This is a genomic window from Providencia sp. PROV182 (assembly GCF_028480325.1).
GTDB classification, from domain to species: Bacteria; Pseudomonadota; Gammaproteobacteria; order Enterobacterales; family Enterobacteriaceae; genus Providencia; species Providencia hangzhouensis.
Window position 1 is genome coordinate 368,888 of the sequence record NZ_JAMPOL010000004.1, and the last position, 15,068, is coordinate 383,955.

The 15,068-nt window shown below is 40.4% G+C and carries 12 protein-coding genes; 8 read left to right on the forward strand and 4 right to left on the reverse strand.

Features of this window, described 5'->3' with window-relative positions:
* Positions 1-212: 212 nt before the first annotated feature.
* The 4 genes from leuD to leuA are packed head-to-tail and all read right to left on the reverse strand — an operon-like array spanning position 213 to position 4,899.
* The gene (leuD, locus tag PR834_RS04415) at positions 213-818 is read right to left on the reverse strand and encodes a 3-isopropylmalate dehydratase small subunit (protein WP_094961358.1); all 606 of its coding nucleotides are present in this window, start codon (positions 816-818) and stop codon (positions 213-215) included.
* Between the two features lie 7 nt (positions 819-825).
* Positions 826-2,229, reverse strand: a complete 1,404-nt coding sequence (gene leuC, locus PR834_RS04420; protein ID WP_272536464.1) for a 3-isopropylmalate dehydratase large subunit — start codon at positions 2,227-2,229, stop codon at positions 826-828.
* Position 2,230: 1 nt separating this feature from the next.
* Positions 2,231-3,319, reverse strand: a complete 1,089-nt coding sequence (leuB, locus tag PR834_RS04425) for a 3-isopropylmalate dehydrogenase (protein WP_196724623.1) — start codon at positions 3,317-3,319, stop codon at positions 2,231-2,233.
* 2 nt (positions 3,320-3,321) lie between these two features.
* Positions 3,322-4,899, reverse strand: coding sequence for a 2-isopropylmalate synthase (leuA, locus tag PR834_RS04430; RefSeq protein ID WP_004262054.1), 1,578 nt, complete (start codon positions 4,897-4,899; stop codon positions 3,322-3,324).
* 892 nt (positions 4,900-5,791) lie between these two features.
* On the opposite strand from leuA, the gene leuO reads away from it, so the two are divergent.
* The 8 genes from leuO to ftsL all read left to right on the forward strand — a co-directional run bounded on the left by leuO (position 5,792) and on the right by ftsL (position 15,066).
* Positions 5,792-6,760 carry a transcriptional regulator LeuO gene (gene leuO / locus PR834_RS04435; protein WP_004262052.1) on the forward strand — a complete coding sequence of 323 codons (969 nt, stop codon included), beginning with the start codon at positions 5,792-5,794 and terminating at the stop codon, positions 6,758-6,760.
* 373 nt (positions 6,761-7,133) lie between these two features.
* Positions 7,134-8,945, forward strand: coding sequence for an AMP-dependent synthetase/ligase (locus PR834_RS04440; protein WP_036958469.1), 1,812 nt, complete (start codon positions 7,134-7,136; stop codon positions 8,943-8,945).
* A 371-nt stretch (positions 8,946-9,316) separates the two neighbouring features.
* Positions 9,317-11,044, forward strand: coding sequence for an acetolactate synthase 3 large subunit (gene ilvI / locus PR834_RS04445; protein WP_036958468.1), 1,728 nt, complete (start codon positions 9,317-9,319; stop codon positions 11,042-11,044).
* Positions 11,045-11,046: 2 nt separating this feature from the next.
* Complete coding sequence (gene ilvN / locus PR834_RS04450) at positions 11,047-11,538, forward strand: acetolactate synthase small subunit (RefSeq protein WP_004262045.1); 492 nt, start codon at positions 11,047-11,049, stop codon at positions 11,536-11,538.
* An 84-nt stretch (positions 11,539-11,622) separates the two neighbouring features.
* The gene (gene cra / locus PR834_RS04455) at positions 11,623-12,633 is read left to right on the forward strand and encodes a catabolite repressor/activator (RefSeq protein ID WP_094961381.1); all 1,011 of its coding nucleotides are present in this window, start codon (positions 11,623-11,625) and stop codon (positions 12,631-12,633) included.
* Positions 12,634-13,331: 698 nt separating this feature from the next.
* A complete protein-coding gene (mraZ, locus tag PR834_RS04460) occupies positions 13,332-13,790 on the forward strand; it encodes a division/cell wall cluster transcriptional repressor MraZ (protein WP_004262043.1) in 459 nt (152 codons plus the stop codon).
* Between the two features lie 2 nt (positions 13,791-13,792).
* Positions 13,793-14,746, forward strand: coding sequence for a 16S rRNA (cytosine(1402)-N(4))-methyltransferase RsmH (gene rsmH / locus PR834_RS04465; protein ID WP_004262042.1), 954 nt, complete (start codon positions 13,793-13,795; stop codon positions 14,744-14,746).
* Entirely contained in the window at positions 14,746-15,066 is a 321-nt protein-coding gene (gene ftsL / locus PR834_RS04470; RefSeq protein ID WP_004262041.1) for a cell division protein FtsL, read from the forward strand. Before rsmH ends, ftsL begins: the two co-directional genes overlap by 1 nt.
* Positions 15,067-15,068 lie beyond the last annotated feature (2 nt).

Genomic DNA, 15,068 nt, shown 5'->3' on the forward strand with positions numbered 1-15,068 from the left:
GTGCGAACTATTTAGAAAAAATCGTTCAGTTAAAGGCAAAAATCTTATTTTGTTATTAATTATACAGGAAGATATTAACGGGGAAGTGATTTTGGATTGTAAATTTTTAATGATGGATGAATTCCGCATTTTTGGTGCGAAGTAGGCGGTTTAGTTGGATAATTAGAGCTAAAAGAGGAACTACGCCCACCAAAGTAGGCGTAGAAAAGGATTTACTGCATAAAGGATGGAATCTTGCTTTCAAAATCGGTGATCTGGTCGACATGCTGCAACGTCAAACCAATACTATCCAAGCCATTCATCATGCAGTGGCGGCGGAAGCTATCAATTTCAAAATGATAGGTTTTATCACCAGCAGTCACGGTTTGAGCTTCTAGGTCTACCGTAAACTGGCAACCTTCATGGCTATTAACATAGTTAAACAGCTCATCCACTTCGGTTTCACTTAATTTGATTGGTAATAATTGGTTGTTGAACGAGTTACCATAAAAAATATCAGCAAAGCTTGGGGCGATAACCACTTGAATACCAAAGTCAGTTAATGCCCAAGGTGCGTGCTCACGGGATGAACCGCAACCAAAGTTTTCGCGAGCTAATAAAATACTGGCCCCTTTAAAAACTGGCTTATTTAAGACGAAATCAGGGTTAGGTTGTTGCCCGTTCTCATCTAAAAAGCGCCAGTCATTAAACAAGTGTTGCCCAAAACCTGTGCGAGTCACTTTTTGCAAAAATTGTTTAGGGATAATGGCATCAGTATCCACATTGGCTGCATCTAAAGGAGCGACAATCCCGACGTGTGTAATAAACTTTTCCATCATTTTCTCCTTAGATTTGAATATCACGTACATCAGCAAAATGGCCATTAATCGCTGCGGCAGCTGCCATTGCTGGGCTAACCAAGTGAGTACGACCTGCGCGACCTTGGCGGCCTTCAAAGTTACGGTTACTGGTTGATGCACAGCGTTCGCCAGGGTTTAAGCGGTCATTATTCATCGCTAAACACATAGAGCAACCCGGTAAACGCCATTCAAAACCCGCTTCAATGAAAATTTTATCTAAACCTTCTTGCTCAGCTTGGGCCTTAACAGGGCCAGATCCCGGAACAACAATAGCTTGTACGCCATTAGCCACTTTTTTACCTTTTGCAATTGCAGCAGCGGCACGTAAATCTTCAATACGTGAATTCGTACATGAACCAATAAATACTTTGTCAATTTTGACATCAGATAATTTAATGCCAGACTCTAACCCCATGTAAGCTAATGCTTTTTCAGCGGAAGCTCGTTCAACAGGGTCTGTAAATGACTCAGGAGCAGGGATCGGCTGGTTGATGGCAATCACCTGCCCAGGGTTGGTTCCCCAAGTGACTTGTGGCGCGATGCTACTTGCTTGAATAGTGATGACTTTATCAAATTGTGCATCATCATCCGTTTTTAATGTTTTCCAATAAGCAACCGCATCGTCCCATTGTTGGCCTTTAGGTGCAAATTGGCGACCTTTCATATAGGCAAAAGTGGTTTCATCCGGTGCGATAATTCCCGCTTTCGCGCCTAATTCAATTGCCATGTTGCATACCGTCATGCGGCCTTCCATGCTTAAGTTTTCGATAGCTTCACCACAAAACTCAACAATATAGCCAGTACCGCCTGCGCTGCCCGTTGTACCGATAATCGCTAAAACGATATCTTTTGCAGTAATACCTGCTGGAGCTTTGCCTACGACTTCAATTTTCATTGTTTTAGCGCGTACTTGTTTCAGCGTTTGAGTCGCCATCACGTGCTCAACCTCAGATGTTCCGATACCAAAGGCTAATGAGCCAAATGCACCGTGTGTTGCGGTGTGGGAGTCTCCACATACAATGGTCATACCGGGTAAAGTAATACCTTGCTCAGGCCCCATCACATGGACAATACCTTGGTATGGGTGATTCAAATCATATAAAGTTACGCCAAAATCTTTACAGTTTTTCATCAACTCTTGCATTTGAATACGAGCCATATCGCCACACGCATTAATATCTTTGGTTTGCGTTGATACGTTGTGATCCATTGTGGCAAAAGTTTTACTTGGTTGATGTAAAGGACGTTTCTTAGTTCTCAAACCATCAAACGCTTGAGGTGATGTCACTTCATGTACCAAATGGCGATCGATATAAATCAAAGGGATTTCATTTTCGACCTCACGGACAACGTGAGCATCATACAATTTTTGGTATAAAGTCTTGGCCATGTTAAACCCCTTCTGCAATATAACGAGCAATAATATCGCCCATTTCACTGGTACTTATTGACTGACCTGCACCTGCTAAGTCTGATGTTCTAAAACCTTCTTCTAAGGCCTTATTGACCGCACGCTCGATTGCATCTGCTGCATCGGCTTGGTCTAAGCTAAATCTTAGCAACATGGAAGCAGATAAAATTTGTGCAATTGGGTTGGCAATATTTTTTCCAGCAATATCTGGAGCAGAGCCTCCCGCAGGTTCATACAAACCAAATCCAACTTCATTTAAGCTCGCAGAAGGTAACATGCCCATGGAACCGGTGATCATCGCACATTCATCAGAAATGATATCGCCGAACAAGTTAGAACATAACACCACATCAAACTGTGATGGGGCTTTGATCATTTGCATGGCTGCGTTATCGATATACATATGGCTGACTTCAACATCTGGATATTCTTTTGCGATTTGATTGACCACTTCACGCCATAAGACCGAGCTTTGTAACACGTTTGCTTTGTCGATTGATGTGACTTTGTTATTACGTTTGCGGGCTGATTCAAAAGCAATACGTGCGATACGCTCGATTTCATAGCGGTGATAAACTTCAGTATCAAATGCGTATTCTTCTTGGCCTTCACCTTTGCGGCCTTTTGGTTGACCGAAGTAAATCCCACCTGTTAATTCACGCACACAAAGAATATCAAAGCCTTGAGCTGCGATGTCTGCACGTAATGGGCAAAATGCTTCTAATGCTTGATATAAGCGAGCAGGGCGTAAATTACTGAATAATTTAAAATGCTTGCGTAAAGGCAATAATGCACCACGTTCAGGCTGGCTATCAGGTGGCAAGTGTTCCCATTTCGGCCCACCGACAGAACCAAATAAGACAGCGTCAGCTTCCTCACAACCTTTTACTGTGGCCTGTGGTAATGGCTCACCGTGCTTGTCGATTGCCGCACCGCCAACATCATATTCAGTGGTGTTGATTGTTATTGCAAAACGTTTGCTGATAGCAGCTAAAACCTTGTGAGCTTGCGCCATCACTTCTGGACCGATGCCATCTCCCGGTAATACGGCAATTTTATAACTAGACATTGTTAAACAGCTTCCTTTGTGTTTGATTGTGATTCTTGATTTATTTTTTGTTTTTCTTTTTCAACTTGCTCTGAGCGCCAAATGCTATTCAACACATGCACCATGGCTTTTGCTGAAGATTCAACGATATCTGTCGCTAACCCCATCCCGTGGAACTTACGGTTATGGCATTCAACCACGATATCTACTTGGCCTAATGCATTTTCGCCGTGGCCTTTAGCTGACAACTGATAAGAGACTAACTTCATAGGGAATTGTGTAATGTTGCTGATAGCTTGGTAAATCGCATCAACGGGGCCATTACCGGTTGCAGCTTCAGACTTCACTTCATCACCACACTGCATTTTGACTGTTGCTGTCGCAACAATACTAGAGCCTGATTGCGTACTGAAATAGTCCATGACGAAGTGGTCAGTTTCATCTTGTTGTTTAGTAAAGAAAGCCAAGGCTTCTAAGTCATAGTCAAACACTTGACCTTTTTTATCGGCTAAATTCAAAAATGCAGTATATAATTCATCCAACTTGAAGTCTTTACCTTCGTGATACCCCATTTCCTCCATACGGTGCTTAACAGCGGCACGGCCTGAGCGTGAGGTTAAATTCAGTTGTTGTTCTTTTAAGCCAATGGACTCAGGCGTCATGATTTCATAGGTTTCGCGGTTTTTCAGTACGCCATCTTGGTGAATTCCTGATGAGTGAGCAAATGCGTTGCTGCCGACAACCGCTTTATTCGCTGGGATTGGTGTATTACATAATTGGCTAACTAATTGGCTGGTCCGGTAAATTTCTTTGTGATTAATATTGGTATGCACATTTAACATTTGCTCGCGCAATTTAATTGCCATAATCACTTCTTCTAATGCCGTGTTGCCAGCGCGTTCACCTAAGCCATTAATTGTCCCTTCTACTTGGCGGGCACCGGCTTGCACGGCACTGATTGAGTTAGCAACCGACATCCCTAAATCATCATGGCAATGAACAGAAATAACGGCTTTATCGATATTTGGCACACGGTTATACAAATCAGTGATAATTCCACCAAATTGGTAAGGCGTTGTATAACCTACAGTATCTGGGATATTAATGGTGGTGGCTCCCGCATTTATAGCTGTTTCTACAATGCGGCACAAATTGTCAGGGTCAGTACGGCCAGCGTCTTCACAGGAGAATTCAACGTCGTCGGTATAGCGTCTAGCGCGCTTGATGGAATTGATTGCCATATCCATTACGCCATCAAAGGATTTATTTAATTTTTTCTCCATATGCAAATTGGAGGTGGCTAAGAAAATATGGATACGAAAGGCTTCGGCAACCTTTAATGACTCGGCTGCAACATCAATATCATTTTCAATACAACGTGCTAATGCACAAATTCGGCTATTTTTGATTTCTCTGGCAATGGTTTGAACGGACTCGAAGTCACCTGGTGAAGAGACTGGGAAACCGGCTTCAATGATATCAACGCCTAAACGTTCTAACGCAAAGGCGATTTGTAATTTTTCTTTGACTGATAAACTAGCCTGTAATGCCTGCTCACCGTCGCGTAAGGTGGTATCAAAGATAATGACTTGGTTGCTCATATTGTGTTCCTCATATCGAATTTTGTTTTTACTGAGTGTTATGTTCTTCCAAAGCCGCAGGCATAAAAAAACCCGCGGTTGCGCGGGTTCTTAATGTTTGTGGACAGTTTGTTTCTATTTTTCGTCCATAAGCATACCGCGCAAATTTAATGCGAGTAGTAGTAGGCTTAGTAGGCGAATAGAAAATGTCATTGCAACCGTCTCTCTTGAGTATCTTAATTAAACTGTATTTATTGATACGTTATCTTAAAGTTAATGTCAATCATAGATTTTTAGCATATTTTTACCAATCATGAATTATGGCTTTTAGTTGGTGGTTGTTGCTATTTTTTTGGTGTAACTCTTCTGTTTTGTCTGGATTTTTATGTAATTATAAGGGTAAAATTCTTTAATCAGGCATTGTCTAAGTATTGGTTTGGTTTAATGTGTTGAATTTTATAATGTTTTTCTATTTTCCTATGAGTTAAAGTTCAACGCAAGGAATGAATCACCTACACCAATGCTTTTTAATTAAGTTAATTATCTAATAAATGAGTATTTAAAAAATAATCTGATAATGAGGATATTTATTGATTCTAAATACGATTTATTATGATTTCTTGCAAAAATTGCTTTATTATTTTTACGGTGAGTGATTGCAAGTCTAATTAGTAGTTATCACTCATTATTTTGATGAATATTTACGTTTTATGATGATATTTATACTGCAAGTTTAATTAATAGGTTAAGTAATATAAACGTCGTTTTAATAAATGCAGGGAAAGCGAAATAGCTTATTATCTATAAGTTGTTTTAAGAATAATATTTAATGAATTTATATATTCGTCGGTTTCTTTAGATGAATGACTCTTTTCGTTAATGAAAAATGATAAATATATTAGTGGAGTAAAAAATGACTGATTTTGATACAATTTCAACAGCTAAAAAAGATAGTAGCGATATTCATTTACGTAATGTTGATCTTAACCTATTAACGGTTTTTGACGTGGTTATGCAGATGCAAAATGTGACAAAAGCTGCGCAAGTTCTAGGGATGTCTCAGCCTGCAGTAAGTAATGCGGTTTCACGTTTAAAATCAATGTTTAATGACGAGTTATTTGTGCGGTATGGGCGTGGTATTCAGCCGACATCGCGTGCTAAACAATTATTTGGGCCTATTAGGCAAGCATTACAATTAGTTCATAATGAATTACCTAGCGCAGGTTTTAACCCACAAAATAGTGATCGGGTATTTAATTTATCTATCTGTTCACCGTTAGATATTCGCCTAGCTGCTATTATTGTCGAAAAATTTAAGGTAGTTTCGCCTAATATTAATATAATCATTCATTCTTTTATGGGCAATAAAATTGCTCATCAACTAAAATACCAAGAAATGGATTTCTTCCTTGGCTATAATCAATTAGAAAAGACGGAATTTCAACATCAGGTTTTATTTGACGATGAATTAGTATTAGTGGTGGCAAATCATCATCCACGTATTGGTAATTCAATTTCTGAAACTGAACTAAATAATGAACGCCACGCTATTATGTCAATGGATAACATGGGGTCATTTAGTAAACCTTATTATAATAATACTGAGTTATCGCATACGGTTAGTTATCAAGGGACTGACTTAAATAGTGTATTGAGTATTGTTGCTCAAACTGATCTCGTGGCTATTGTGCCAAAATGGTTAGTTAATCATCACTTTGGGCAACTTAAATTACGTACGTTAACGTTACCTTGGCTTAAGGATACACTGCCTTGTTACTTAACTTGGCATGAATCAACGGTTAGGGATAAAGGCCATCAATGGATGAAGTCTCAATTCAATCAATTGATTGAGGAACTCTCTGAACAGCCTGTTGCGGCATAACACGCCTATTTAAAATATTAGAGGTTGTAGGCTATCTCGAACTGATGAGAAAGAAATAGCTCATTTTGTTAAGGGAAAATAACAAATGAAATTGTCCCTTAAGGCCAACAACCTCTATATTTCTGCAAACGTGCTTATAACAAAATATACATGCCAACAAGCTGATTAACTCATTATCGTAGGTGCTATGGTGAGTTTTGTAGCAGACATAACATTTGCAAAAAATTTACATATAAATGCTTTTCACGCATCTCTTTAGTCGATACACTGCGAATATTCAGCTAACACTTGTAAGCTGAAATAATAAGAATAGTTAAGTGCTTGTGAATGTGCCGAGTAGCTTATATCGATAATGACTTATAGGGAATAAACTTTGATTACTGAAAATCTATATCCATACCACTTGGTTAATCGCTTACGTAGCAGGGTTACTGCACAAGAATCAGCGAACCGGATAGCTTTCAGTCAATGGGATAACGGGCAACGTAGCTCATTAACGTGGGGGGAGGTTGGCGATCGCACTTCAGCAATTTCTCGACACCTCTTAGCATTAAACGTTATAGCACAAGAAAATATTGGGTTATTTGCCCACAACAGTATGAATTGGTCATTAGTGGATTTTGCCGCGTTACAAATTAGGGCGGTCACGGTGCCACTTTATGCGACTAGCAGTGTCGAGCAAGCTGCGTATATTATTAACGACGCAAATATTAAAGTGTTATTTGTTGGGGAAGAGGCGCAATATCAAGTTGCATGCCAGTTACCCGCTCTTTGCCCTCAATTAACCACGATTGTTGTGATGAATGACAATGTTAAGTTGGCTGATATTTCAATCAATACCATGCATTTATCCACGTTTATGGCGCAATCACAAACCGCATACCAAGCAGAACTGGATGAACGCATCGCTGCGCATAATCTCAGTGATTTATTTACCATCATCTATACATCAGGTACTACCGGAGAACCCAAAGGCGTTATGTTGGATTACTACAACATGGCTGCGCAGCTGTATCTCCATGACGAACGATTACAACTCACCGCTGATGATGTTTCTTTAAGTTTTTTACCACTTTCACATGTTTTTGAACGTGCGTGGAGCTTTTACGTTATGCACGTTGGAGCACTAAACGTTTATTTAACGGACACCAATCAGGTTCGGGAAGCATTAGCTGAGGTAAAACCGACAGTAATGTGTGCGGTTCCACGTTTTTATGAAAAAGTTTATTCAGCAATACACAGTAAAGTGGCAAAAGCACCTTTAGTACGTAGGGCACTATTTCGCTGTGCATTATCCCTTGGCAGAAGCCGAGTGAAAGCCTTAGCAAAAGGCCGCAAACCCTCTTTTATTAACCGCGCTATTTTCCCGATGGTCGACAAACTGGTCCTCAATAAAATTCGTGAAGGGTTAGGGGGGCGAATTCGGTTCATGCCAGCTGCAGGTGCCCGTCTTGATGACGATGTGATTGCATTTTTCCTTTCTGCAGGGGTAAACATTAAATACGGCTATGGTATGTCAGAAACCTGTGCCACGGTATCTTGCTGGGAAGAAGGGAAATACCCATTAGGCTCGATTGGTACACCACTATCTTCTGTTTCAGTGCGTATTGGTAAAGACGATGAAATACAAGTAAAAGGGCCGGTGGTTATGAAAGGCTATTACAACCGCCCGATTGAAACCTTAGATACATTTACAGCGGATGGCTGGTTAAAAACAGGTGATGCAGGGAAAATTGACGAACAAGGTAATTTATATATTACAGATAGACTAAAAGATTTAATGAAAACGTCTAATGGAAAATATATTGCACCGCAGATGATTGAAGGCGTATTAGGGCAAGACAAGTTTATTGAACACATCGCAGTCATTGCCGATGCTCGTAAGTTTGTTTCAGCGCTTATTGTGCCTTGCTATGACAGCTTAGAAGAATATGCCCATTCAATAAACCTGAAATATCGAGATCGTTTAGAACTCTTAAAAGACTCGAATATTGTGGCATTATTCGAAAGTCGCTTAAAAGATTTACAAAAGAATATCGAAAATTTCCATCAAGTTAAGCGTTTTACATTGCTACCAACCACATTTTCAATGGAAAAAGGTGAATTAACGCCGACTTTAAAGCTACGTCGTAAAATCATTTCTGAGCGCTATCAATTAGAAATTGAATCGATGTACAAAGAATAATTTACCATTTAATTATCTGGCTTACCTGTATTATGGGTAAGTCAGGTCTTGTTTTTGTTCTGTTTTTATTTATTCATTCAAATAATAGCTCAATATTAAAAATTATAACGGTTCCAACTAATTAAAGTTGCACTGTTTTTTCATTCATGCCAGTCATTTTTCCTTCTATTATTTTCATACGCAGTCAATTTATCTATCAAATTCCCATGTTCAAGATGATGTGAAAGTTTCGTGATCCTTGCACTGAAATGGTGTTTGCTTCGTTTCAGCCGGAGAGATATGTTAATAGTACGAATTTCACTATTTAAATGATAAAAATAAAGAGGTAGAGCATACCTCTTCACTTGCAAATAATGTCTGGGGGCAAACTCATGGAGATGTTGTCGGGAGCGGAAATGGTCGTCAAATCGTTGATTGACCAAGGAGTAAAGCACGTGTTTGGTTATCCAGGCGGTGCCGTATTGGATATTTATGATGCACTTCATACTGTTGGCGGGGTAGAACACATATTAGTGCGTCATGAACAGGCTGCGGTGCATATGGCTGATGGTTATGCACGTTCAACAGGAGATGTTGGGGTCGTGTTAGTGACATCGGGGCCAGGGGCAACGAATGCGATTACGGGTATTGCGACAGCTTATATGGATTCAGTACCGATGGTGGTGTTATCGGGGCAGGTTGCCAGTTCGCTAATTGGTAATGATGCGTTTCAAGAATGCGACATGGTTGGGATTTCAAGGCCAATAGTAAAGCACAGTTTTTTAATTAAAAGCGCAGAAGAAATTCCTGAAACCATCAAGAAAGCTTTTTATATTGCGGCAAGTGGGCGTCCTGGGCCTGTAGTTATTGATTTCCCTAAAGACACCGTTAACCCTGCCTTGAAGTTTGCTTATCGTTATCCAGAAAATGTTTCTTTACGTTCTTATAACCCAACGCTGCAAGGCCACAAAGGTCAAATCAAAAAAGCGTTAACTAAATTGGTTTCGGCAAAAAAACCGGTTTTTTATATTGGCGGGGGAGCGATTAACGCGAATTGCTCTGCTGAACTTATTGAGTTGGCAGAAAAACTACAATTACCAGTAGTATCAACCTTAATGGGGTTAGGAGCTTTCCCAGAAACTCACAAGCAGTCTGTCGGGATGCTTGGAATGCATGGAACCTATGAAGCTAATAAGGTTATGCATAACTCAGATGTGATTTTTGCTGTTGGTGTTCGTTTTGATGATAGAACAACGAACAACTTAGAAAAATACTGCCCAAATGCGACTGTTATCCAAATTGATGTTGACCCAACGTCTATCTCAAAAACGGTTAATGCGGACATCCCAATCGTGGGTGATGCGAAACTTACATTAAAGCAAATGTTAGGTCAGTTAGACCAGGCTTCAGCAAAACAAGATAACCAAGCGCTCACTGCATGGTGGAAAGAAATTGAACAGTGGCGTAGTAAACAATGTTTACGTTATGAAACCAGCCCAACAAAAGTTAAGCCACAACAAGCTATTGAAATGATTTACCGTTTAACGAAAGGTGAAGCGTATGTGACATCTGACGTCGGGCAGCACCAAATGTTTGCCGCATTATATTATCCCTTTGATAAACCTCGACATTGGATAAATTCTGGAGGTCTTGGCACGATGGGCTTTGGTTTACCTGCTGCATTAGGGGTGAAATTAGCGCATCCAAAATCGACAGTTGTTTGTGTGACCGGGGACGGCAGTATCCAAATGAACATTCAGGAGCTTTCAACAGCCCTGCAATATGGTTTACCCGTTTTAGTACTCAACTTAAACAATGGTTTCTTAGGCATGGTAAAACAATGGCAAGATATGATTTATCAAGGCCGCCATTCGCAATCCTACATGCAATCATTGCCTGATTTCATCAAGTTAGCGCAAGCTTATGGCCACGTTGGTATTTCGATAACAACACCTGATGAGCTGGAAGAAAAACTAAAACAAGCCCTTGTTGAAGTAAATGAAAATCAGCGATTAGTCTTCGTTGACGTAAATATTGATGAAACTGAGCACGTTTATCCAATGCAGATCCGTGGCGGCGCAATGGATGAAATGTGGTTGAGCAAAACAGAGAGGACCTGATCATGCGTCGTATTTTATCCGTTTTATTAGAAAATGAATCAGGTGCTTTGTCCCGTGTCATAGGTCTGTTCTCTCAGCGTGGTTATAATATTGAAAGTTTGACCGTGGCGCCAACGGACGATCCAACATTGTCACGTATGACTATCCAAACTAAAGGGGATGCAAAAGTTCTTGAGCAAATTGAGAAACAATTGCATAAATTGGTTGATGTGCTGCGTGTCAGTGAGCTGACGGCGTCAGCACATATTGAACGTGAAATCATGTTAGTGAAGCTACAGGCCTCTGGATATGGGCGTGATGAAGTGAAGCGCTGTGCGGATATTTTCCGTGGACAAATTGTTGATGTAACCCCAACGCTTTATACCGTTCAGCTAGCGGGAACAAGCGAAAAACTGGATGCTTTTATCGAATCAGTGCGTGGTGTTGCTGAAATTGTTGAAGTTGTACGCTCAGGGATTGTCGGAGTTTCACGCGGTGATAAAATTATGCGATGAAAAATTTATCTTCCGAAGGTAGAATAATCGCGTTTAAGGCCCCGAATGATTCGGGGCTATTCCCAAAATTGTAAAGAGGTTAACGTGAAACTGGATGAGATAGCCCGTCTAGCGGGTGTTTCCCGCACAACGGCTAGTTATGTGATCAACGGCAAGGCCAAGCAGTATCGAGTCAGCGATAAAACTGTAGAAAAAGTGATGGCAGTCGTCAGAGAGCACAATTACCATCCAAATGCAGTTGCTGCGGGGCTACGAGCAGGGCGTACCCGTTCTATAGGGTTAGTGATCCCAGACTTGGAAAATACCAGCTATACCCGTATAGCAAATTACCTTGAAAGGCAGGCGCGTCAACGTGGTTATCAACTACTAATAGCATGCTCAGAAGACCAACCTGACAATGAAATTCGTTGTGTTGAGCACCTTTTGCAACGACAAGTTGACGCCATTATTGTTTCGACAGCTTTACCGCCGGAACACCCGTTTTATCAGCGTTGGGCGAACCGTTCTTTACCGATTATCGCACTTGATAGAGCCCTTGAAAAAGAGCATTTTATTAGTGTCGTTGGTGATGACCAAGAAGATGCTTTCATGATTTCAGCAGAACTACGCAAGTTTAATGCTGAATCCGTATTGTATTTGGGGGCGTTACCTGAGCTGTCTGTCAGCTATTTACGCGAGCAAGGTTTCCGTAAAGCATGGCATGAAGACCCGCGCAAGATTGATTATCTGTATGCAAATAGCTATGAACGCGATTCAGCAGCAGAGGTTTTTGCACATTGGCTTGATAGCGGTAACGAGATGCCTGACGCGTTATTTACAACATCATTTTCCTTACTACAAGGTGTATTAGATGTTGCGTTGAAACGTAGTGGTCGTTTACCTGAGCACATGGTCATTGCCACATTTGGTGATAATGAGTTATTAGATTTTCTCGAGTGCCCAGTGCTTTCCCTTGCACAACGCCATAGGGATATCGCTGAACGTATTTTAGAATTAGTACTTGCCAGCCTTGATGAAAAGCAAAAACCAGAACCTGGTATTACTCGTATTCGCCGTGATTTATGCCGTCGTGGAAGTTTAGGTCGTAAGCAGTAGTAAAATAGACTTAACTTTAATCGAACAGTGAATATTTACACGATAATGAGTGATGTTGGTCACAATAATGAGTAATATAACGGCCCCTATCTTGTAGGGGCTTTTTTTTTATAAGCTAAAAGTAGGTAAATATTTAACTTTAGGATTTATCTTAAGATATTTATTGCTGATTTTAAAATGAAAGCTAAATCGGATGATTAAATTAATATAAATTTATTGTAGATGTATTACTGATTTGTGCGATAAATATTTAAAATTAAATACTGTTTATTAAAACAGTTATTTATTATGTTGATATTTAATGGTTTTATTTTTCTTTCGGGGTGTTTTTACCATTATTAGATATTAATGATTATTTGGGGACTCAATAAAAGTAAATAACTGGTACAAGATATACTGATTAAAAATGAGACTTAAGTTGAATTTATAATGATTTGTATGATTTTGCAGCAATCTAGAGTGATCTCGCTTATTTAAGTTGCACTTTATAAAATATATTAATTATATCAACTTGTTATTTCGCATTTTCTTTCCAAGTCATATTTTACCTACCCTTATTTTTTCTGAATTGTTCTGTAAATAAAGCTAAAGCTGAGTGCGACTGGCTTGACAACGTTTTCATACCATTCGTAAACTTTATATGTGGTGAATTGTGGGGTAAAGTGGGTGGCTTGGAAATAAAAGGGGTTTAATCGGGTATGTTTCGTGGGGCAACACTGGTTAATCTCGACAGCAAAGGGCGTCTAACCGTGCCGACTCGTTATCGAGGAATGCTGAACGAGGAATCGAAAGGGCAAATGGTTTGTACCATTGACCTTCACCAGCCATGTCTGCTGCTTTATACCTTACCTGAGTGGGAGATTATCGAAGAAAAGCTTTCTCGGTTATCGACGATGAACCCTGCTGAACGACGCGTGCAACGGCTGTTATTGGGCCATGCAAGTGAATGCCAAATGGACAACGCGGGGCGTCTTTTGTTAGCCAGTACATTGCGTCAACACGCAGGGCTAACCAAAGAGGTCATGTTGGTTGGCCAGATTAATAAATTTGAACTTTGGGATGAACAAACTTGGTATCAGCAAGTGGAAGATGATATTGCCGCTGAGCGCCTTACCAATGAACCACTTTCAGCCCGCTTACAGGATTTGTCACTTTAATAATGACGCAACAGCAATTTAAACACGTAACAGTATTACTGGATGAAGCCGTTAATGGCTTAAACATTAAACCTAACGGTATCTACATTGATGGCACATTTGGTCGTGGTGGTCATTCAAGGTTGATATTAAGTCAGCTTGGCGAAAATGGTCGTTTAATCGCCATAGACCGTGACCCAGAGGCAATAAAAGCGGCTCAAACTATTGATGACCCTCGTTTTATGATTAAACATGGCCCATTTTCTGCGATTGCAGAGTATGTCGAAGAAGAAGGGTTAGTCGGGCAAATTGATGGCGTACTGCTGGATTTAGGCGTTTCTTCACCCCAGTTAGATGACCCTGAACGCGGTTTTTCCTTTATGCGTGACGGGCCGTTAGATATGAGGATGGACCCAACCAAAGGGCAATCTGCACAGCAATGGTTGATGGACGCAGAAGCGGATGACATAGCTTGGGTTTTAAAAACTTTTGGTGAAGAGCGTTTTGCTAAACGAATTGCGAGAGCGATTGTTGAGCGTAACCATAACCCGGAAGAAGAACCGTTAACACGCACACGGCATCTTGCTGAATTAATTGCAAAAGTTAGCCCAATGAAAGACAGACATAAGCACCCAGCGACGCGTAGCTTCCAAGCCATTCGAATTTATATCAACAGTGAATTGGAAGAAATAGAAAAAGCGTTAGAAGGCGCAATGAACGTTTTAGCACCACAAGGGCGTTTATCAGTTATCAGTTTCCATTCGTTGGAAGACAGGTTAGTAAAACGGTTTATTCGCAAAAATAGTAAAGGTCCATCGGTGCCAGCAGGTATTCCTCTTACTGAAGCGCAGATTAAAGAATTAGGTGCAGCGCAGTTACGTGACCTAGGTAAGATGAAACCTTCGGAAAACGAAATTGATGAAAATCCACGCGCACGTAGTTCCGTGTTGCGGTTTGCTGAGAAGGCGGCGGAATAATGGTTCCAGAAAGGCACAGCCTAGCTCGCGTCATTGGGCGTGATTTATTTCGTTATGGCATCGTTCCTTTGATTTTATTAGTGGCAATTATTATCAGTGCTGTTTTTGTGGTAACGACGGCACATGAAACTCGTTTACTAACGGCCGCAAAAGATAAGTTGTATGAAGAAAAAGACTTGTTAGATATCGAATGGCGTAATTTGATCCTTGAAGAAAACGCCCTTGCGAGCCATAGCCGAATAGAACGTTTATCGGTTGAAAAATTACAGATGGTGCAAGTTGAACCATCACAAGAAAAAATTATTGTTTCTAAGCAATAAAA

Excerpts from the sequence above, each read along its gene's own strand:
- leuC (WP_272536464.1), bottom strand. The coding sequence starts at position 2,229 with ATGGCCAAGACTTTATACCAAAAATTGTATGATGCTCACGTTGTCCGT.
- mraZ (WP_004262043.1), top strand. The coding sequence starts at position 13,332 with ATGTTTCGTGGGGCAACACTGGTTAATCTCGACAGCAAAGGGCGTCTA.
- ilvI (WP_036958468.1), top strand. The coding sequence starts at position 9,317 with ATGGAGATGTTGTCGGGAGCGGAAATGGTCGTCAAATCGTTGATTGAC.
- ftsL (WP_004262041.1), top strand. The coding sequence starts at position 14,746 with ATGGTTCCAGAAAGGCACAGCCTAGCTCGCGTCATTGGGCGTGATTTA.
- rsmH (WP_004262042.1), top strand. The coding sequence starts at position 13,793 with ATGACGCAACAGCAATTTAAACACGTAACAGTATTACTGGATGAAGCC.
- leuA (WP_004262054.1), bottom strand. The coding sequence starts at position 4,899 with ATGAGCAACCAAGTCATTATCTTTGATACCACCTTACGCGACGGTGAG.
- leuB (WP_196724623.1), bottom strand. The coding sequence starts at position 3,319 with ATGTCTAGTTATAAAATTGCCGTATTACCGGGAGATGGCATCGGTCCA.
- leuO (WP_004262052.1), top strand. The coding sequence starts at position 5,792 with ATGACTGATTTTGATACAATTTCAACAGCTAAAAAAGATAGTAGCGAT.
- ilvN (WP_004262045.1), top strand. The coding sequence starts at position 11,047 with ATGCGTCGTATTTTATCCGTTTTATTAGAAAATGAATCAGGTGCTTTG.
- leuD (WP_094961358.1), bottom strand. The coding sequence starts at position 818 with ATGATGGAAAAGTTTATTACACACGTCGGGATTGTCGCTCCTTTAGAT.